This window comes from Clostridium boliviensis, assembly GCF_033342255.1.
In the GTDB taxonomy this organism is placed as follows: domain Bacteria; phylum Bacillota; class Clostridia; order Lachnospirales; family Lachnospiraceae; genus Lacrimispora; species Lacrimispora boliviensis.
Window position 1 is genome coordinate 1 of sequence record NZ_JAWONS010000126.1, and the last position, 18,709, is coordinate 18,709.

The 18,709-nt window shown below is 41.2% G+C and carries 23 protein-coding genes; 10 read left to right on the forward strand and 13 right to left on the reverse strand.

Going from position 1 to position 18,709, the window contains the following annotated elements:
* The first annotated feature begins 124 nt into the window (after positions 1-124).
* The gene (locus tag RZO55_RS08840) at positions 125-667 is read left to right on the forward strand and encodes a TetR/AcrR family transcriptional regulator (protein ID WP_318063916.1); all 543 of its coding nucleotides are present in this window, start codon (positions 125-127) and stop codon (positions 665-667) included.
* Between the two features lie 165 nt (positions 668-832).
* Here the strand turns inward: RZO55_RS08840 and RZO55_RS08845 are convergent, their stop codons facing one another.
* From RZO55_RS08845 to RZO55_RS08870, 6 genes are all read right to left on the reverse strand, one after another.
* Complete coding sequence (locus tag RZO55_RS08845; protein ID WP_318063917.1) at positions 833-1,384, reverse strand: hypothetical protein; 552 nt, start codon at positions 1,382-1,384, stop codon at positions 833-835.
* Positions 1,335-1,652, reverse strand: coding sequence for a hypothetical protein (locus RZO55_RS08850; protein ID WP_318063918.1), 318 nt, complete (start codon positions 1,650-1,652; stop codon positions 1,335-1,337). Before RZO55_RS08850 ends, RZO55_RS08845 begins: the two co-directional genes overlap by 50 nt.
* 190 nt (positions 1,653-1,842) lie before the next feature.
* Positions 1,843-2,520 (reverse strand): hypothetical protein, encoded by a 678-nt coding sequence (locus RZO55_RS08855; protein WP_318063919.1) that lies wholly within the window; start codon positions 2,518-2,520, stop codon positions 1,843-1,845.
* Positions 2,483-2,848, reverse strand: a complete 366-nt coding sequence (locus RZO55_RS08860; protein ID WP_318063920.1) for a PadR family transcriptional regulator — start codon at positions 2,846-2,848, stop codon at positions 2,483-2,485. The genes RZO55_RS08855 and RZO55_RS08860 overlap by 38 nt, the downstream gene beginning before the upstream one ends.
* A 464-nt stretch (positions 2,849-3,312) precedes the next feature.
* Positions 3,313-3,561: a helix-turn-helix domain-containing protein gene (locus tag RZO55_RS08865; RefSeq protein WP_318063921.1), complete on the reverse strand. Its 249-nt coding sequence runs from the start codon at positions 3,559-3,561 to the stop codon at positions 3,313-3,315.
* Positions 3,562-3,594: 33 nt separating this feature from the next.
* The gene (locus RZO55_RS08870; protein ID WP_318063922.1) at positions 3,595-4,254 is read right to left on the reverse strand and encodes a GPP34 family phosphoprotein; all 660 of its coding nucleotides are present in this window, start codon (positions 4,252-4,254) and stop codon (positions 3,595-3,597) included.
* A 281-nt stretch (positions 4,255-4,535) separates the two neighbouring features.
* Here RZO55_RS08870 and RZO55_RS25880 point away from each other — a divergent pair, with 281 nt between their 5' ends.
* Entirely contained in the window at positions 4,536-4,877 is a 342-nt protein-coding gene (locus tag RZO55_RS25880) for a MerR family transcriptional regulator (protein WP_318063923.1), read from the forward strand.
* Here the strand turns inward: RZO55_RS25880 and RZO55_RS08880 are convergent.
* On the reverse strand, positions 4,762-5,379 hold the full coding sequence (locus RZO55_RS08880; RefSeq protein WP_439100038.1) for a CatA-like O-acetyltransferase: 618 nt from the start codon (positions 5,377-5,379) through the stop codon (positions 4,762-4,764). The genes RZO55_RS25880 and RZO55_RS08880 overlap by 116 nt on opposite strands.
* Positions 5,380-5,672: 293 nt before the next feature.
* Here RZO55_RS08880 and RZO55_RS08885 point away from each other — a divergent pair, with 293 nt between their 5' ends.
* Positions 5,673-6,209 (forward strand): GNAT family N-acetyltransferase, encoded by a 537-nt coding sequence (locus tag RZO55_RS08885; protein WP_318063925.1) that lies wholly within the window; start codon positions 5,673-5,675, stop codon positions 6,207-6,209.
* A gap of 55 nt (positions 6,210-6,264) precedes the next feature.
* Positions 6,265-8,175 (forward strand): anaerobic carbon-monoxide dehydrogenase catalytic subunit, encoded by a 1,911-nt coding sequence (gene cooS / locus RZO55_RS08890; RefSeq protein WP_318063926.1) that lies wholly within the window; start codon positions 6,265-6,267, stop codon positions 8,173-8,175.
* Positions 8,176-8,466: 291 nt separating this feature from the next.
* Here the strand turns inward: cooS and RZO55_RS08895 are convergent, their stop codons facing one another.
* Positions 8,467-8,727, reverse strand: coding sequence for a hypothetical protein (locus RZO55_RS08895; RefSeq protein WP_318063927.1), 261 nt, complete (start codon positions 8,725-8,727; stop codon positions 8,467-8,469).
* Between the two features lie 104 nt (positions 8,728-8,831).
* Positions 8,832-9,653, reverse strand: coding sequence for a MerR family transcriptional regulator (locus RZO55_RS08900; protein WP_318063928.1), 822 nt, complete (start codon positions 9,651-9,653; stop codon positions 8,832-8,834).
* A gap of 147 nt (positions 9,654-9,800) precedes the next feature.
* Here RZO55_RS08900 and RZO55_RS08905 point away from each other — a divergent pair, with 147 nt between their 5' ends.
* Entirely contained in the window at positions 9,801-10,112 is a 312-nt protein-coding gene (locus RZO55_RS08905) for a YbjQ family protein (RefSeq protein WP_318063929.1), read from the forward strand.
* A gap of 31 nt (positions 10,113-10,143) precedes the next feature.
* Positions 10,144-10,365, forward strand: a complete 222-nt coding sequence (locus RZO55_RS08910) for a hypothetical protein (RefSeq protein WP_318063930.1) — start codon at positions 10,144-10,146, stop codon at positions 10,363-10,365.
* 35 nt (positions 10,366-10,400) lie between these two features.
* Here the strand turns inward: RZO55_RS08910 and RZO55_RS08915 are convergent, their stop codons facing one another.
* Both RZO55_RS08915 and RZO55_RS08920 read right to left on the reverse strand, forming a co-directional pair.
* Positions 10,401-10,985, reverse strand: a complete 585-nt coding sequence (locus RZO55_RS08915; RefSeq protein ID WP_318063931.1) for a helix-turn-helix domain-containing protein — start codon at positions 10,983-10,985, stop codon at positions 10,401-10,403.
* Positions 10,986-11,131: 146 nt separating this feature from the next.
* Positions 11,132-12,193, reverse strand: a complete 1,062-nt coding sequence (locus RZO55_RS08920; protein ID WP_318063937.1) for a LysM peptidoglycan-binding domain-containing protein — start codon at positions 12,191-12,193, stop codon at positions 11,132-11,134.
* Between RZO55_RS08920 and RZO55_RS08925 the strand changes: the two genes are divergently transcribed.
* From RZO55_RS08925 to RZO55_RS08945, 4 genes are all read left to right on the forward strand, one after another.
* Complete coding sequence (locus RZO55_RS08925) at positions 12,187-12,543, forward strand: hypothetical protein (RefSeq protein WP_318063938.1); 357 nt, start codon at positions 12,187-12,189, stop codon at positions 12,541-12,543. The genes RZO55_RS08920 and RZO55_RS08925 overlap by 7 nt on opposite strands.
* 378 nt (positions 12,544-12,921) lie before the next feature.
* The gene (locus RZO55_RS08935; RefSeq protein ID WP_318063932.1) at positions 12,922-15,465 is read left to right on the forward strand and encodes a PAS domain S-box protein; all 2,544 of its coding nucleotides are present in this window, start codon (positions 12,922-12,924) and stop codon (positions 15,463-15,465) included.
* Positions 15,466-15,612: 147 nt separating this feature from the next.
* A complete protein-coding gene (locus RZO55_RS08940) occupies positions 15,613-16,086 on the forward strand; it encodes a glutathione peroxidase (protein ID WP_318063933.1) in 474 nt (157 codons plus the stop codon).
* 165 nt (positions 16,087-16,251) lie between these two features.
* Positions 16,252-17,616 carry an FAD-binding oxidoreductase gene (locus RZO55_RS08945; RefSeq protein WP_318063934.1) on the forward strand — a complete coding sequence of 455 codons (1,365 nt, stop codon included), beginning with the start codon at positions 16,252-16,254 and terminating at the stop codon, positions 17,614-17,616.
* A 40-nt stretch (positions 17,617-17,656) separates the two neighbouring features.
* On the opposite strand, the gene RZO55_RS08950 is transcribed toward RZO55_RS08945, so the two are convergent.
* Together RZO55_RS08950 and RZO55_RS08955 are read right to left on the reverse strand one after the other, a co-directional pair.
* Entirely contained in the window at positions 17,657-18,097 is a 441-nt protein-coding gene (locus tag RZO55_RS08950; protein WP_318063935.1) for a MarR family winged helix-turn-helix transcriptional regulator, read from the reverse strand.
* 34 nt (positions 18,098-18,131) lie between these two features.
* The coding region (locus tag RZO55_RS08955) for a glutathione peroxidase (protein WP_318063936.1) at positions 18,132-18,709 on the reverse strand (578 nt) is incomplete at its 5' end.

Here is an 18,709-nt window from a genome sequence, read left to right on the forward strand (position 1 = left end):
CAATATGAGATATGACAGCTTTCATGGTTCCTTGCATTTCATTCATCTCGTTTTTATTATATAATATAAATATCAATGGATAAAGAAACGAATTTTAAAAAAAGTCTCATTTGGGGGATAACTAATGTCAAATTGGGCAGCTGATATTTTTATAGATACGCTTTATTTCCTTTTAAGGGATTATGAATTTCAAAAAATCACCATAGACCAGATTGTAGAAAAATCAGGACTCAGCAAGTCTACTTTTTACCGCTGCTATGACAGCAAATATGCACTGCTCGAGAGCCTGTATGATAAGACCGTAACCTCCGTAGCGCTCAAGACAAACAAGGAAATGAGCTGGATGGAGACGGGAATTGTTATGCTCAACATGTTGTTAAAAAATGGCACGGTATTTGTCAACGCGTGGAGCGACTCCGAAAAAACTTTGCAGAAGCTCTCCTACAAGAGGTTTTTATCGACCTACAGTTATCTTATTAAAGATATGAATGCAGAACAACTGCATGTGCTCGAAACTTATCTGATGGGAACATGTACAATAACCGTAAAATGGATCAGAGAAAATACCTTTGACTCGGCCGAAAAAATGATGGAAATATTAAAAATGGCGACTCCAGAAACAATCAAAGAGGCGCTTTTCCCGAAAGACAATCAATCTGACATATAAAGAAGCATATCTTTTTTGACCACCCACAGCTATTTTACTTCTGGTTTTTGTTTACCTGTTTGTACATGGGTATGGAATTTACTATCGAATAAAATATGATAAAGAGATGTAAAATAGAAAACACATGACTTTTTATCTTTTCTATGATAAACTTTCCGTGTAAGTTCACTTGTCAGAGGACTTGTAATCATCATGATTATTTAAGTGGGATAAGACGGGGATGCCATCCTTACCGATGGTAAAGTCATCTTTGTATTTCGTCTTGATGCCTCTCTTCTCATTTAAGTCAATGAATGGGGTGATTCTCTTTCGCCTGAAATATTTATAGTACGGCATTGCATCGTGGGCGGAATCAAGAAGTACCTTAGTTACATTGAAATCGGGAAGGAAGTTCCTCATGCGGAAAAATGTATGGAGGAAGCCGTGGGAATCATGCATGGATGCCGGGTTGAGCAATGGGAATACGGGAAGATCACTGTCAGAATCAGAAGCGACCAGCATGTAAAGATCGTAACCATGATAATAGCAATCCCTTGATGAATCCCAACCCATGTCACAATCAGGCTGAGAAAAATACCGGTCACAGCTGCAGTTATTAATCCCTTTTGAAGCACAGTGACAGAAACGGTGTCTCCGCTCCCTTGCCGAGACAACAACAGGAGTACCATCACCTGCAAGAGCCAGTAGTTTCCTCCAGCTCTTTAAAAAGATGTTCAACAGTCAGTTTCTCGATGGGATCAGCTTTCTCACCTTTCTTTTTAGGCTTCTTTACAGAAGCTTTCAAAGGGCGCAGGTGAGAAGAAAGGTTGTTGTCATCAGCATTCCAGAGGCGGTTAAAGAAGTCATAAAAAGTACCGACACCCGGGGTGTCACCAACTTCAAAACCACTAAGTAGAGCATAAAGGGGATTGATTTTAAGCTGTGCAGCCCAGTCAGTAATGGAAGTAACTTTAAAATCAATGGAAAGCAGATAAGAGCGCTGCATACAGGAAGGAAGCCGAGGCCGCCGCATTTTTCGATGAATTTGTCAAGCTTTTTGATGAAAAAAGTGGGGGATTTTAATAAAAAAGGAATCTGAAAGCCTTATAAATCAAGGCTTAGAGATTCCGAGAGACTATTGGTGTTATAATGGAGGGTTTGATTATATCAAACAAACGTCTGATATTAAATACATATCATGCTAAATGTGACAGCACCTTGTGCGCGATGTAGAGTATTGCTACAACAACGAGCGCGATAAAAATGTTTACGGTAAAAAGCGTTGCTCTTCCCAGCCACGTAATGAGCAAAAATACTGCCATCAATCCGCCCCCTACAAAAAAAGCCTTCAGCCGATCGTTCTTCTTTTTTTTACCAATCTGAAATGCATTTTTCATGTAAACTTCTACAATTACAATGGCTTCTACAACAATAATTCCGATGGATATTGCGCTTCCAATCGAAACAGAAATATGATAGTTTAGCGGATTCCCAGAAATAAGATTGTGGATCATGGAAATTGTTTCATTGGCAATCACAATGTTGATGGCTCCAAGAATGGAAAGAGACCAACAAACAATATCCAAAAAATCAATGATTCTTTGCTTTAGGGTTGCCGGAGGCAAGCTGGCAATCACATCATCACAAAAAGCCTGATAATCCTCCCCGATAACAGCGTGGATATTCTCACCCCGCTGTTGTGCAGAAAGTACCATTTCCGTTAAATCATGGCGTACAAGCTCCTGATGATATCCTGAGATGTTGGCTCCCCGCAGGTAACAGATCATGTCGGTGAATGCTTCCTTGTTCTCAGGGTTCACCTGTTTATCTAAAGAATTATTCATCCGGTTCAATACTTTTGTTTTTTTGTTCATATTTTTGTCCTCCATCATGAAATAATTTGTTTACTGCAGTATCAAGTTCAATCCAGCTAGAATAGAAACAGTCCATTTCTTCTCTTCCAGATTGTGAAAGGGAAAAGTATTTTCGCTTGGGGCCAACCGGAGATTCCCGATACTTTGAATTAACAAGTCCATTTTTCTCCAATCGCAGCAAAAGCGGATAGATTGTCCCTTCTGAAATATTTGAAAATCCATATTCCTGCAGCTTTTCGGATATCTCATACCCATAAGTTTCTTTATGGCTAATTACTTTCAAAATACAGCCCTCCAGTGTTCCTTTCAGCATTTGTGACGGAATCATTCTTTCACCACCTATCTTGCATTACAATGTAGCTTCACTATATTGTAATGCAATATAGTGACGATGTCAATATCTTTATTTGTTGTTTCAGTTAGTTGCTGCACTCTGAATTGTTACCGGAAGCTGTCACTTCGAGCCAAGTTCGAGATGTTAACCAAACCTTTTATCAAACCTGCACAACACGATACATAATGGCCATTAAGAATGAAAACAAACACCCAAAAATGCCTGTGCTGCTTAAGATTATCCGCACCTTCAAATTAAACAAGCCATGCTCGCCGATTCGCTTCACACGGGGACGGCCTGCGATTGGTAACCTCCAAACCCTCACGGGTTCCGATGTACTTCACATAGTTTTCAAGCTGGGCTGGCTGGGCATCTCGCATATATTGCGAGGTAAATATGATTTTCGGCATGGCGGCCTCCTTTCTGAGTTTTGGGTAAAAGAAAAGAGCAGTTCAAAACTACCCTTTCTTATTCGAGATATGCGCTTTTATTTGTGGAATTGATAATCCATCTTCCTTTAGCTTTCTTATGAACAATATTCTTTCCAAGGTTCCCACCCTTTTATATCTCCGAGTTAAGTTTTCATCTTCCTGTTCAAAATCAAGCATACCTTCCTCCGTATAAAATTTCAGGGTGCTATATCGGACACCTGTCAAACGAACCAATTCTCCGATTGTAACATATTCAGCGTTTTCTATTACTTCCATACATCTTTGCCTTGACACTCAGTTCACCTCACTTTAGACTCCTGAGCCAGAGGTACTGATTATGACAATCCAAGTATCAATATAATCCACCAGCTTCTTTATTAAAATACCTGCTTCGCTGTACTTAATTTCCTTTAATCTTTCACTGAGTCTTTGAACCTCATACTTAGAGAAATATTTTTTGATTAATCCACTTTTATTTAATAATGCGCCTAAAACCACCACTTCATCAGATATTTCGCCTTGCTCTAAAAACTCTGCCCGGAGCTTTTCAATGACTTTTGTCACCTCAGTTTCTTTGGGAATAAAACAAAACTTGTTTTTTAAAAAACCTCTATAGCTTTCTTCCTCTACAACACCATCTTTTACAAGGGAGCGGGCAACTAATTGAAACAGTTGATCCGGCATTTTAAAATCAAATGCATATTTTTCGGCAATTGTTTCTACTTTCATAGGCTTATTGTTTTGAATAAATTCGTATATCGAAGATAAATACTCTTTCTCTGGTAATAATGCTTGCTTGATCTGGACCTTATTCTTGGTATCTATCTCAATATAACCGCCCATTAATAATTCCAAAAGAGTCCCGGCAAGAAGACATGTAGCGTTTTCAATAGAGTTTGTTAATGTTGTACTGCCCTTTGTTTTTAAGGCACACAGGAAAAATTCCTGCGTAAAAGATAAGTCTTTCATGGTGTTTTCCTCCTAATATCAATTTTCTTAGCTTTTCCGCTTACTACTTACTACTTACTACTTACTACTTACTACTTACTACTTACTACTTACTACTTACTACTTATGATTTAATTATAACACCAATTCTAGCTTTGTCAATGCGGATTTGCTGTATGTTAATCATAAAATATCTTCCTTTCAAACTTGAAGTGTAATAAAACAAAACGTATACTGGTATCAGAAGGTAGAAAAATGCTAAAAATCGATGATTTTTCATACTTACGCTCGTTTCAGTTCGAATGCTACGCTACTATGATAGTCAGGGCTTACTAAAGCCCTCAGTGATAGACCCTGTAACTGGATACCGTATGTATTCGGCAGAGCAGGTTCCCGAATTACAAAAAATTATAATGCTGCGTGATCTTAATTTTGGAGTCGCCGAAGCAAAGGATTTACTGCAAAATTGGAATAGCGGGCACTTAATCCAGAGCCTTCACTATAAAATCAAAGATATTGAACAACTTATTAGAATAGAGCAAAATCGCATCGGGCAGAGCCGGGAGCATATTGAATATGATCGAAGCAATCAGAACAATGTGGCAATCTATCACGATGAGGAGCACCTTGATTTTGAACTATAATCGTTTTGGCGTATTGAGCGCCATCGTTATAGCTGTCTGCAAAGTCCTGCAAAGCATTGACAAACCGCCCTACATGATAACCATCACATACTGAATGATGTACCTGTACAGATAATGGCATTAATACCTTCTTATCCTGCTCTATAAACTTACCAATAGTAAATATAGGGGGCAGATAACAGCCATCTGTGAATACATTTAGATTAAATCCCGTAAAACTTACCCAGGGCAAGCATGATATGTTGAAAGTATTCAGTGGTTCATTCGGTTTCGGCGTTAGATTAACAGCATTTGAATAACGGGCAGTATCAGATATGCAGTTCTCATAAAACTGTATAAAAGAAGTGCTATACATCGTCCATATGCTGGAAAACATTTCTTTTTCTTTGTTAAAAATGGTGTAGCTCGGATTTATTTCGTCCCAAAAACCTAAATTCCCATCAGCATTAATACTCATACGAAACTCCTGGTACCTGTTAACATTACGACATAGAAATGATATTACAAATTACGGAATATACACTTTCCTTTAAAAATATCAAGGCAGACAATCGGTTCTCTTGAAAACAGACGCTATAATCCTTTAGCATGAAATATACTATCGTATAAAATATAAGAAAGAGATGTAAAATAAGATATACATGACTTTTTATCGATTCTATGATAAGCTTTATATGTGAGTTCACTTGTCAGAGGACTTATGATCATAATGATTATTTAAGTGGGATAAGATCTAAAAATCTTATCCTTTTTTATTTTAATGACTGATTATTTAAATCATGGAGGACAAAAGAGATGCGCATAGAAACCAGCAGACTTATCATCCGCAATTTTGAAGAAAAGGACGCAGCAGGTTTATACGAATACCTTGCCGCACCACCCGTAAACTGCTTTTACAGTGAAAAAGTAAATTCTTATGATGAGGCCTTAAAAAAAGTAAAAGAAAAACAAAACGGCAAAGACCATGGCAGCTGCTACGCTGTATGCCTGTGTGACACGGATTTTATCATAGGAGAAGTGTTCACAATGAAAGAACACCCGGACACATATAGCGTCGGTTGGAATTTTAATCTAAACTATGGCAAAAAAGGATATGCAGCAGAAGCTGCTAAGGCAGTCGTAAACAATCTCTTTGAAAACGATGCCCGAAGAATCTATGCATACGCAGAAGACGATAATCTCCCATCGCAGAAACTTTGTGAGCGTCTGGGAATGAGAAGAGAAGGATTATTTGTTGAATTTATTTCATTTGTAAACAATCCGGATGGCACTCCTCATTACGAAAACACCTATCAATATGCAATTTTAAAGAGAGAATGGACGAATCGCTGAATTGATTTTTCTAAAATCTGACATACTACTTTTGAAAATAAGAATGGAGGTCACTATGTCAGAAGCAGTTTTAGAAAAACCAAAGGATCGTGTCAGTTATCACGATTCTGTAGAAGAAATGCTGGTACGAATCAGAGATGATGGTTTATCCAGCGTATTCTCAAGATTTGACGAGCAGGAAAAGATACGGTGTAAATTTTGTCTCCAGGGCCTTAGCTGTCAGCTTTGCACCAATGGTCCCTGCCGGATTAATGAACAAAAAGGTCCGGAAAAAGGTGCTTGCGGAATCGGTCCGGATGCCATGGCAATGAGAAATCTCCTTATGAGAAATATCATGGGAGCTGCTACTTATGCACATCATGCGTATGAAGCATTTCGGACGCTGAAAGAAACAGGAAAAGGAAATACCACATTTCAGATCACTGATACGGAAAAACTAAAGTGGATGTGTGAAAAGACCGGAATTGACACCAGTCAGTCCATCAATGAGATGGCAACCTGCCTTGCGGAGCTGTTAGACCGGGAAATGAAGGTGAATCCGGACCAGCACAGTATCATGGTGGAGGCATTTGCTCCGAAAAAGAGAAAAAAAATATGGCATGATTTAAATATTTATCCTTCCGGAATTGAACATGAAGTGCAAAACAGCATTGCAAGCTGCCTTACCAATGTGGATGGAGATTATGTCTCTCTTGCAAAAAAAGCTCTGCGGCTTGGCTTATCCACCATCTACACTGCCCAGATCGGTCTTGAAATGACCCAGGATATTTTATTCGGTACTCCAATGCCTCATGAAGTAGATGTTGATCTGGGCATCATGGACCCGGATTATGTAAACATTGCATTTAACGGTCATCAGCCATGGATTGGAGCTGCTGCTCTTATGAAGGCCAAAACAAAGGAATATCAGGATCTGGCAAAGCAGAGCGGTGCAAAAGGAATTCACATCGTAGGCTCCATTGAAACCGGACAGGAACTGCTCCAGAGATTTGAAATGGATGATGTTTTTGTTGGACTGATGGGCAACTGGCTGGCCATTGAACCCTTCTTAGCTACAGGAACCGTTGACGCATTCGTTATGGAGGAAAACTGCTCTCCGCCTGCTATTGATCAATATGCTGAAAAATACCAGGTAGCCCTTGTCAGCGTCAGCACCATCATTGGTGTTCCAGGAACTGAGCATGAAATGCCTTACTATCCTCAAAAGGCGGAAGAAATGGCGGAGAAATGCATTCACATCGCAATTGAGAACTTCAAAAAAAGACATAACAAGATTAAACCTATGGTGCCTGGGCATGTCCAGAAGGCAATTGCCGGCTTCTCAACGGAGGCCGTACTGAATGCAATCGGAAATGACTTGCAAAATCTTGTAGATGTCATTGCGAAAGGACAGCTCAAAGGAATTGTCGCTTTGGCTAACTGTTCCACCTTAAGAAACGGCCCTCAGGACTGGAATACTGTAAACCTGGCAAAACAGCTGATTAAAAGAGATATCCTGGTTGTTGCGGGCGGTTGTGGAAATCATGGTCTGGAGGTTGCCGGCATGTGTAATCTGGATGCAATTAACGAAGCCGGAAGCGGTTTAAAGGCAGTCTGCAACGCACTGAAGATCCCTCCGGTATTAAGCTTTGGTACCTGCACAGATACAGGAAGAATCTCCATGCTGGTAACAGCTCTGGCTGACTTTCTTGATGTGGATATCTGTGATCTTCCCATCGCAGTCACCGCACCGGAATGGATGGAGCAGAAAGCTACCATAGACGGAGTATTTGCTGTTGCTTACGGCGCCTTCACTCATCTTTCCCCTACCCCGTTTATCACTGGTGCGCCTAAGCTTGTGAAGCTGCTTACAGAGGATGTGGAAGGCTTAACAGGAGGTAAAGTGGCACTGGGAGATGATCCTGTTGAAGTGGCGGAAAAAATTGAAAGCCATATCATGAAGAAAAGAAAAGGGATGGGACTGTAATAAAAAAATGTAATTAAGAAGGAGGGTGTCGCAAAATCACTAAAATAAAGTGATGGAGTGACACCCTCCACTTGGATGGAGCGGTTCATTCGGTATATAGTCCCCTTTTCGATTAGATTACTCAATTTTCAAACATAGGCTCAATGAATGCTTTTATGAATTCAATTCTATCCTTAACCTCTGGCATAAAAAGAGAAGCGATAGAAATAACCATAGGCCAGATTGCCCCATTGGACGCAGCGACTATGCTCCCTTATGCTCTCAGATATCCAGTCCCTGGCTGTTTCCCGGTCAATTCAACTGGGAAAGAAAATATGCTGCTTTTTCCTGGTCTTTCTTATAAACAAAAAGTCTGTAAAAATTCTTTACATTACCGGTTCTTCCTAAGATCGGATTCCTGCCGTTTAAATTATTCATTGATAACCGCAAACTATTATTCGTTGTTTCCGTCATATAATAAATATCATTTTCCCTCAATTTGTTTTTTACCTGGTACAGTTTTTCAAGATCCTGAGTACTGTAAATTTCTACCAGCTTTTTTTTAAACAGCATATTCTCAACCTTTCCTCTCCAATTCTATCCTGGAACAGCATTTCCTTTCTTACTATTATAACAAAAACAGCTGTCTGTTACAAGCAGGCAGCCGTTCTTTAAATTTATTCTGTTTTTTTAACCGGATAACAGATCTCTGTTACCATCTCGTCCGTATTCTGTGTCTGAGCCGGGCTGACATGATAGATACAGAACATAGGACCGTTATATTCATAATTATTGTCCTTAACCCAGTTTGCAACTGCAATATTTACATCTGTTATCTGCTCATAGCTTCCTTTGTATACAGCAGATGCAATTTCCACCTCTGGTACTGTTTTAAATACTACATGCTCGGTATTGTCATAGGAACCTTTTACGGAAATCTGAATTTCCACATCAACATCCCCCTCCTTGTATCCCTGGTCATGAAATACAGCCAGAGAATACATGGGGTCGGCCATTTGCAGATTCATATTCCCGGTCTCTTCCCCAAGCCGCTTCCACAGCAGTCCTTCCTGGTTATAAGACGGAATAATCTCTCTTACACTGGCTACATATCTTTGGGGCATTGTTTTTAAAACTATACTATAATTCATTGCCATATCATCCTTTCTCAGCCTTTTAATGGCTGCATCAAGGAGCATAAGCCTGTGACCGCTTTCCTTTATTTCTTCCTGTACTTCCACTCTTCTTGTCTCTAAGAACTTTGCCAGTTCCCTGGGGTCATCATATTTATTTATCATCTCCCCTATTACAGCAAGACTAAACCCCATTTCCTTTAAGGCACTAATTCTGACAGCTTTCATAAGCTGATCCTCACTGTAATAGCGGTATCCGGTAAAACGGTCTATACTCCTAGGTCTCAGCAGTCCGATCTCGTCGTAATGACGGAGCATACGGATACTGATTCTTGACAGTTTCGAAAAATCTCCTATTTTCAGCATGCTGTTTCCCTCACATATATGTTTTTTTGAGCTCATGTTTAGTATAGAGTATACCATAGTGTGAGAGTCAATCGAATTTTATTTCATACATATTTTTAATTCTTTATGTCAAAACTGATATCTATAAAGAAAGGAGAGTGAATCTCAATGCTGTTAGTTACTACAGACTATATTCCAGGAAAAGAACTGACACTTTTAGGCATGGTAAAAGGCAGTACCATACAATCAAAAAATTTAGGAAGAGACATAACTCAGGGACTAAAAACGTTAGTTGGAGGGGAATTAAAGGCATATACAGATATGATGGATGAGGCCAGAGAACTGGCAACCAGACGTATGATCCAGGAAGGGGAGGCGATGAATGCAGAAGCCATAGTGAATATTCGTTACTCTTCTTCAGCTATTATGCAGGGTGCCGCTGAGGTTTTGGCTTACGGCACTGCTGCTGTATTTAAGTAACTGTTAATGTCAGAATTATTGGGGGAATGATATGAAAAAATTTGCAAAGAACTTATTATTTATCTTAGGACTTTTCATCCTGTTTCTTTTCTTTGTCTTGATAACCTATGAATATTGTGTGCTGAAAAACAGGCTTTTTCTCGTTCCGGAAGTGTTTATTGCCAGCTTCCTGCTTTCCGGCATTTTGCTTTTCATTCCCGGAATATCTTGTATGGCTGCTTCTTATCTGCTGAAAAGACACGAGCTCAAATGAAAAACATCGTTTCTCCATGAAAGCGATGTTTTTCATTATAAAAGCTGATAAAGCAAGCCTTCCTTTGTACTGTACCAGATCAGCATTCCATGTCCCTGCCTGGGAATCCTGACATGGAAATCCCATTCCGGATACTGTTTGATTACCTGGATACGGTCTCCTGATGCAAAGGCAAGAAAGGAGATATAAACCTCTTTATTCATAGGATGTTTACTGGAAATAAACCATTCATCTTCTACCACCTGAACGGTAAGCCTTTCTCCTTCCTTTGCTTTTTTCAGTTCCAGCAAGGATAGCTTTCTTTTGCAGCAGGATACTTCTGCGTCTCCCGTGGAGAATGTAATACTTCCGCAGGCAGGGCAGACGTAATATTTTATCTGTTTCATATTTCCTCCTGTTATATCATTGGGAGTTAAATCACCCTTCAATAAATTCTGTATGTCAATTCCAAAGAGCCTGGAAAGCTCAGAAATTAAAGATATATCCGGCAAACCTTTGCCTCTCTCCCATTTGGATACTGTTTTATCACTGATATGCAGTTCTTCTGCTAGCTGTTTCTGTGTCATGCTATGCTCATTTCGAAGCTGGCGGATTAAGTCTCCTACATTACCGGCTGGCATCGGCAGCCCTCCTTCTTTTTGTTATCATATAGTTTTAGTATATCCTTATCAATATAATTGTAACTGCCTCAGACATTTTTTTCAATCCACGCTTCGTAGAGTCAAAAAAACAGCCCGGAATTAATTACCGGACTGCCTTTCTTTTCCTATCTGAAATATTGGGGAAACTGCTTTACAATACCCAGAGCCATCATATCAGCCATTTCCAATGCTCCAAGCTCAGTATCCGCAAATGTACTGATGCTGTCTTCAAAGTTCTGTGACATAGTCGATGCAATCTCTTCTTTTGTTAAATTCATGTAGTCATTAAACATTTTCTGCAGATCTGCAGCAGACCAGTTGGGATTTATGGAAGCCAGGAACGCAACCATCTGGCCTGCACTGTTATTCATTCTGTTTTCTGCATCGGAGGCAGCCTGAGTATTACCATCTCTTGCAGCCACTGCGTAATCATTGATATCTGTAAAATAATTTGTTAAGAGATCAGCAAATTTCTTGGCATTCTCATCGCCATAGAATGTTTTTAAAGCCATCTGGAAATCTTCAGCATTTCTCATCAGACGGTTCCTTACATACTCTGCATCTGATAAGTTCCAAAGCTCACTCTGAACAGCCATTCTCAGCCAGTAAACTTGCTGAAGCCACAAAAACCGGAGGTAATTATCCAGATTCTGTTCCGCTTTGCTGACCCACATATACGTAGGAGGCATTGGCTGCGGCTGCGGCTGGGGTTGGGGTTGGGGCTGAGGCTGAGGACGGTTTCTGGGAATGCATATTACCTGACCCACAAATAAATTGGTAGGATTCACACCTGGATTTGCAGCCATGATCGCTTCTACCGTGGTGTTGAAACGCTGGGATAAGAGCCAGAGCGTATCTCCTGCTTCAATTGTGTAGGAGCGGGTTCCCTGCGGACAGATTGGCTGCATATTTACAGGACTGTTTTGTAATGGCGGATCCATAGACTGAGCCCATGGCGGAAGGTTCCGGAACTTAAATCCTGCAGGGATCCAGATCACCTGCCCAATCATTAAATTTCCAGGCTTAATACCAGGATTCAAAGTCATTATCGCCTCAACATTCGTACAATATTTTTTGGCAAGCAGCCATAGGGTATCCCCTTTCTGAATGGTATAAGCACGCAGACCTACCGGACAGCGCTTTGTGCTGTCAGATACAGCCTCACTCTTCAACTTGGTTATTGACATTTGAGTGGTATCAGTTGGCTGTGGCTGGGGTTGGGTTGGCTGCATTGGCTGCATCTGCGGCTGCGTCGGTTGGTTTGGCTGCATCTGCGGCCGGGCTGGCTGCATTGGCTGCATCTGTGGCTGCGTTGGCTGCATCTGCGGCTGTGTCGGCTGTGTTGGCTGCATTGGCTGCATCTGCGGCTGCGTTGGCTGCATCTGCGGCTGTGTCGGCTGCGTTGGCTGCGTTGGCTGCATCTGCGGCTGCGCTGGCTGCGTTGGCTGCATCTGCGGTTGCGCTGGCTGAGTCTGTGTCGTTCTGTTTCCGGAGGGAATACAGATCATCTGACCAACCTGGAGATTGCCGGGATTGATACCAGGATTTGCTGCCATGATTGCTTCAACAGTGGTGTAGTGACGTCTGGATATCATCCAAAGTGTATCACCGGATTGAATAGTATAGGAAAACAATCCTTCAGGGCAAGAAGTCATCATAATACTGCCTTTCAATTAAACAATTTGTCTTATTTTATGTTGAAAAAATGAAAAAAGTACCTGTCAACCTAATAAAATTTAATTTTTTTAGTCCTCTCTTTCTTTTTTTCACACTTGACTCCTGCTGGCAATCTAATATTGTACATGCATATTGATTCATTACTTTGCATTGCATTTGCAATAAACTTCTGTTATTATTTTATTACAAATATTTACCATTTATGACAATATTTTCATAGGGCAAAGGGGGTCCCACTATGACTAAAGAACCTTTCGATCAGGCTTTCCTGCTGCTGCCGTTGGGCTATGCCCGCTACACTATAATAGTTGACGATATTTCTAATTCCAAGGATTACATTCTTGCAGAAGCAAATGAAGCATTTTTGCGTTATCTGAATCTGAAAAAAGAGGAGGCACTGCATAAAAGTATATTCCTGATTCTTCAATCTGCCTCTGACCAATCTGCCTGGTATCATTTCTATAAAAACCCGGAACTTTGGACTCAGGAGCATAATTCCATCCTGACATCCGGTGATCATTTTTATAAAGTTACGGTAAGCTATCCAGATCCCAACACTCTGGTCACCATCTTTGACGAAGTAACCACTGTCATGAATGAATTTCATGCTGTCAAAGAAGCCAATGAAAAACTGGTGCGTGATATTGACATCTTTTTCAACAGCACACAGGATGGTCTGTTTCTTGTTGCATACAAAAACGGGGAGTTCCGCTATATAAAGAACAATGCTGTCCATCAGCAGCTGACTGGAATCAGAACCCCGCTGTTAGGTAAAACGCCATTTGATGTAATGGGAGAAAAAGTGGGGGCTTCTCTGAAAGAGGGATATGAGAGGTGCATTACTTCCGGAGAAGCCCTGATGTATGAAGAGACCGTTGACTTTCCCGAAGGCACCAGAGACTGGCTTGTACGGCTTACTCCTGTAAAGGAAAATGGAACGATTGACTATATTATTGGCTCCCGATTGGACATCACAGAGCTGAAACGGCTCAAAAAAGAACGAGAACAGCTGCTGGCAAATTTTAACTCCATGTTTACGGAGCATTCAGCCATAATGCTGATTATAGATGTAGCTTCCGGAAAAATACTGGATGCCAATCCTCAAGCCTGTTCATTTTATGGTTATAGTAAAGAAGAGATTCTCCAATTAAGCATTGATGATATCAATACCATATCAAACAATACAGTCAAACAACTTCGCAATCAGGCTTTTAACCAGGAGCAGCAGTATTTTCTGTTTCCCCATCGTCTAAAAAGCGGGGAGATAAAAATGGTAGATGTATACTCCAGCCCTGTCACCTATGGAAATGATACCAGACTTTACTCTATTATTTTTGATGTTTCAGACAGGGAACAATACAGAGATGATCTTTTCCGGGAAAAAGAGATGCTCAGCGTTACCTTAAATTCCATTGGCGATGGAGTTGTGACCACCGATCTGGATGGAAAAATTACCTATTTAAATCATGCAGCAGAAGAAATCACAGGATGGCGTTCAGAGGAGGCATCTGCTAAAACATTCATGGAGATTTTTGACCTGCGTAATGAAACCACAGGTGAAATCGTACAAAACCCCATCAGCGCAGTGCTGGAGACAGGTATGATTGTAGGTCTTGCAAACCATACGGTTCTATTAAACAAAAACGGGGATTTGATTCCTATTGCAGACAGCGCAGCACCCATACGGGATGAAAACGGTCATGTATATGGTGTGGTCATGGTCTTTCGTGATGTCAGTCAGGATAAGCGACAGCAGGAGCGCATTCTCTATTTGAGCTACCATGATCCTTTGACTCAGATATTTAACCGCAGATATATGGAAGAAGAAATAAATCGTATGGATCAGACTTCCCAGCTTCCCACTGCCGTCATCATGGGAGATGTTAATGGTTTAAAAGTCATAAATGATGTGTTCGGACACATAACCGGAGATCTGTTGCTCAAAGAGGTTGCCAAAACACTTCAGTACGCATTGAAGAACATTGGCATTGCCGGCCGCTGGGGCGGAGACGAGTTCCTGATTCTGCTGCCTCATACCGATCATAAAAAAGCCCAGGACATTATCAGCCGGCTGGAAGAATCCTTCCGAAAAAGTGACCAGCTTCCACTGGAGATCAGTGTTGCATTGGGCTTTGATGTAAAAGAAGAGATGTCCCATTCCCTTAACCAGTCACTGCAAAAAGCGGAAGAAAAAATGTACCATAAAAAGCTTCTGGAGGGAAAAAGTTACCGAAACAGTATTATTACCACTCTTCTCGCTACACTTTATGAAAAAAGTATGGAAACGGAGGAGCACGCAGTACGTCTGGAAACCTACTGTATGGCAATTGCCGATAAGCTGAATCTCTCATCCGAGGATAAAAATGAGCTGTCTCTTCTTGCCATACTTCATGATATTGGAAAGGTGGGCGTCAATATTGATACCCTGAACAAACCTGGACCGCTCAATGACGATGAATGGAAGGAAATGATGCGCCACCCGGAAATCGGTTACCGCATTGCACAGAACACTCCTGAACTTTCCACTGTATCGGAGTACATTCTCTCTCACCATGAACGCTGGGATGGATCAGGATACCCCAGAGGCCTGAAAGGAACAGACATCCCCCTGCTTTGCCGGATTCTGGCAGTTGCCGATGCCTATGACGCCATGACAAATAATCGCTCCTACCGGAAAGCAATGGATTCCAAGACTGCTATGAGTGAGATTGACCGCTGCTCCGGTACCCAGTTTGATCCGTTTATAGTTCATATATTTTTAAACCTCAACCAGGTTTTTTAAGCAGCATAAAAAGACGCAGATGATCACACAGTAATGATGGTCATTGATGCGTCTTTTATTTTTTTTAATAAACTATTGACTTTTAAGATTTAATTGTGTAAAATTTAATTTAGTTAAACAAATAAAATCAAAAGTGAGGCAGCTAATATGAATTTATATGATATCACAGTCAGAGACAGAAACTCAGATCCGATTTCTTTGTCCCAGTACAAAGGAAAAACACTGTTGATTGTTAATACCGCAACAGGATGTGGATTTACTCCCCAATATGAAGGATTAGAAACACTTTACCGCAAATATAAGAACCAGGGTTTCGAAATCCTTGACTTCCCGTGCAACCAGTTTGGTCATCAGGCTCCTGGAACAGAGGAAGAGATTCACGAATTCTGTACCATGAACTACGAAGTTTCCTTCCCCCAGTTTGCAAAGATTGAGGTGAATGGTTCTGGGGAATCCCCTTTATATACTTATTTAAAATCACAAAAATCAGGTTTCCTTGGTTCTAAGATCAAATGGAACTTTACAAAATTCCTGGTTGACAAAGAAGGGACCGTAGTAAACCGATATGCCCCCACCGACAAACCCGAGGGGCTGGAAAAGGATATTCTCGCTCTGCTTTAAAAAAGAGGATTAAAATCAGAATCCTACTGTCTATCTCTCAACCCACACTCCGGAAGGTCTTACCAATTTAGAAGAAAAAAAGATCATGAAGCTTTAGAAAATCCCCCTTCAGCACCAAATGCCTCCCTCTTTAATACCATGGTAGTAAGAAAGGAGGCAAACAGTATGAACACCTGCAGTTTTGACGGTCTGACCGGCCGTGTGGTAACTCCAGATGATCCTTTCTATTATGAGGCCAGACAAGTCTACAACCGGGCTGTTAACCGGTTTCCCCTGGCCATTGTTTACTGCCGGAACAGTTCCGACGTCAGCAATGCCGTATTATGGGCCAGAAAACGAGGTATCTGTCTTCGAATACGAAGCGGAGGCCACAATTATGAAGGATTTTCTACAGGCAATGATGTACTTGACATTGATCTTAGCGAGATGAATCAACTCTCTATTAATGAAGAAAGCCGCTCTTTCACTGTAGAGGGAGGCGCAAATAACAAGCAGATCTATGAATTTTTATCTGCCAGAGGATATCCCTTCCCAGGTGGGACCTGCCCTTCCGTTGGAGTAAGCGGTTATGTCATGGGGGGCGGCTGGGGGCTTTCCTGCCGTTATCTGGGGCTGGGCTGCGACAGCCTTTTGCGTTTTTTAATGGTTAATTCGGAAGGAAGCCTGATTACTGCAAGTCCGGAAGAAAATTCAGACTTATTCTGGGCATGCCGGGGCGGTGGCGGTGGCAACTTTGGAATCATTGTTTCCATGACATTTTCCCTTCCCAGAAAAATAGATAAAATTACACTGGTTGAAATTATGTACCCCAGCGCGGATCAGGAAAAACAGGCTTACTTTCTTTTATCCTGGCAGGATTGGCTGGAACATGCAGATCCCAGAATTACACTGGTTGCAAGAATTTATAATTCCCAGGAAGATGGTCGTTCTATCCTTTCAAGAGGCTTTTTCTATGGTCCACCGGAAGCAGCACTTGGAAGCATTGCCCCGCTGCTGGAACTTGGCGGGGTGAAATACCGTCTGAAATATGTAACTTTTCTGGAAGCAGTTACGATAATCGGAAGCTTTTATCCTCCTTATGAAGCATTTCTGTCTGCAAGTGGCTTTGTAAGCAGGGAGCTGTCCGAATGTGAATGCTTCAAGCTGGCTGAGCTTATTAGCAATCGCCCTGCCGGATCCATCTACACCGGGCTTTCTCTTTACGCTCTGGGGGGGAGGGTATCGGAAGTCCCCGTAGATTCCACTGCTTTTTATTATAGAGATGCCAGATATATTGTCTGGCTTAACACCATTTTCCAGAACAGCAAAGGGGAAAATGCCCTGTGGCTGGCAGAACGGTTCAGTTATCTGTCTTCTGTAACAACCGGCTCCTATGTCAATTTCCCATATGAGGGCTTTCCATGTTATCTGGAAGAATACTATGGCAGACACGTCTGCAGATTGAAAAAGATAAAGAAGGAATACGATCCCTGCGGTGTTTTTACCTATCCACAGGCAATTGGCGGATCCTGTTTCTGTTCAAATTTATAAAAAACTCAGGAAGGGCTTTACGCCTTCCTGAGTTTTTCAATCAATCCAGATGCTGTCTTGTATTACCAAGAATTTTATAGAGGAGATGATATAGCTCCTTACCTTCTTCCTCATTAATGGGAACGCACTGTGTAATCTTCTCTGGTATTGAGACAGCCTTATCTTTCAGCTGATCTCCTTTCTCAGTAAGTTCCACAATCACACTCCGCTCGTCTTTCTTATCCCTGCTCCGGGTCAAAAGCCCCGCAGCCTCCATCTTCTTCAGCAGGGGAGTCAGCGTACCGCTGTCCAGATAAAGGATTTCCCCTAATTGCTTAACCGTTACTTTCTTCCTGTCCCAAAGTACCATCATGGCAATATACTGTGTATACGTTAAGTCAATCTCATCAAGAAATGGCTTATACAGCCTGACAATCTCCCTGGCACAAGCATAAAGCGGAAAGCATATCTGGTTCTCTATTTTTAATCTGTCATAATTCATAACGTTTCTCCGTTCTCCTGCTGAATTGCATATTTTAGAGCAATTCTTTTATACTTTCTTCCACCAGCTTCATATCAGTGGTTGGCTCGAATCTTCTCACTACATTCCCGTCCCGGTCAACAAGGAATTTTGTAAAATTCCACTTGATATCCGGTTCATTCTTATAATTGGGATTCGATTCCTGAAACATCCCTTCCAAAACGCTGGTCAGCTTATGCTCCGGATCAAATCCTTCAAATCCTTTTTCCTTAACCAGATAATGGTACAGAGGAATCGCATTTTCACCATTCACCTCAATCTTTGAAAGCTGGGGGAATGTTACACCAAAACGTCCGGTACAGAATGTATGAATCTCTTCATCATTCCCAGGGGCCTGATTGCCAAACTGGTTACATGGGAAATCAAGGATTTCCAAACCTTTATCCTTATATTCCGAATAAATTGCCTGTAGATCGGTATAATGAGGCGTAAACCCGCATTCAGTTGCAGTGTTCACGATCAAAAGCACCTTTCCTTTATAATCAGATAAATTTTTATCCGCTCCGGACCTGGTTTTTACAGTAAAATCATAAACAGACATATTAATACCTCCTATATTAATTATAAATAATT

Excerpts from the sequence above, each read along its gene's own strand:
- RZO55_RS08840 (WP_318063916.1), top strand. The coding sequence starts at position 125 with ATGTCAAATTGGGCAGCTGATATTTTTATAGATACGCTTTATTTCCTT.
- RZO55_RS08850 (WP_318063918.1), bottom strand. The coding sequence starts at position 1,652 with ATGCAGCGCTCTTATCTGCTTTCCATTGATTTTAAAGTTACTTCCATT.
- RZO55_RS08855 (WP_318063919.1), bottom strand. The coding sequence starts at position 2,520 with ATGAACAAAAAAACAAAAGTATTGAACCGGATGAATAATTCTTTAGAT.
- RZO55_RS08860 (WP_318063920.1), bottom strand. The coding sequence starts at position 2,848 with ATGATTCCGTCACAAATGCTGAAAGGAACACTGGAGGGCTGTATTTTG.
- RZO55_RS08865 (WP_318063921.1), bottom strand. The coding sequence starts at position 3,561 with ATGGAAGTAATAGAAAACGCTGAATATGTTACAATCGGAGAATTGGTT.
- RZO55_RS08870 (WP_318063922.1), bottom strand. The coding sequence starts at position 4,254 with ATGAAAGACTTATCTTTTACGCAGGAATTTTTCCTGTGTGCCTTAAAA.
- RZO55_RS25880 (WP_318063923.1), top strand. The coding sequence starts at position 4,536 with ATGCTACGCTACTATGATAGTCAGGGCTTACTAAAGCCCTCAGTGATA.
- RZO55_RS08885 (WP_318063925.1), top strand. The coding sequence starts at position 5,673 with ATGCGCATAGAAACCAGCAGACTTATCATCCGCAATTTTGAAGAAAAG.
- cooS (WP_318063926.1), top strand. The coding sequence starts at position 6,265 with ATGTCAGAAGCAGTTTTAGAAAAACCAAAGGATCGTGTCAGTTATCAC.
- RZO55_RS08895 (WP_318063927.1), bottom strand. The coding sequence starts at position 8,727 with ATGCTGTTTAAAAAAAAGCTGGTAGAAATTTACAGTACTCAGGATCTT.
- RZO55_RS08900 (WP_318063928.1), bottom strand. The coding sequence starts at position 9,653 with ATGCTGAAAATAGGAGATTTTTCGAAACTGTCAAGAATCAGTATCCGT.
- RZO55_RS08905 (WP_318063929.1), top strand. The coding sequence starts at position 9,801 with ATGCTGTTAGTTACTACAGACTATATTCCAGGAAAAGAACTGACACTT.
- RZO55_RS08910 (WP_318063930.1), top strand. The coding sequence starts at position 10,144 with ATGAAAAAATTTGCAAAGAACTTATTATTTATCTTAGGACTTTTCATC.
- RZO55_RS08915 (WP_318063931.1), bottom strand. The coding sequence starts at position 10,985 with ATGCCAGCCGGTAATGTAGGAGACTTAATCCGCCAGCTTCGAAATGAG.
- RZO55_RS08920 (WP_318063937.1), bottom strand. The coding sequence starts at position 12,193 with ATGTCAATAACCAAGTTGAAGAGTGAGGCTGTATCTGACAGCACAAAG.
- RZO55_RS08935 (WP_318063932.1), top strand. The coding sequence starts at position 12,922 with ATGACTAAAGAACCTTTCGATCAGGCTTTCCTGCTGCTGCCGTTGGGC.
- RZO55_RS08940 (WP_318063933.1), top strand. The coding sequence starts at position 15,613 with ATGAATTTATATGATATCACAGTCAGAGACAGAAACTCAGATCCGATT.
- RZO55_RS08945 (WP_318063934.1), top strand. The coding sequence starts at position 16,252 with ATGAACACCTGCAGTTTTGACGGTCTGACCGGCCGTGTGGTAACTCCA.
- RZO55_RS08950 (WP_318063935.1), bottom strand. The coding sequence starts at position 18,097 with ATGAATTATGACAGATTAAAAATAGAGAACCAGATATGCTTTCCGCTT.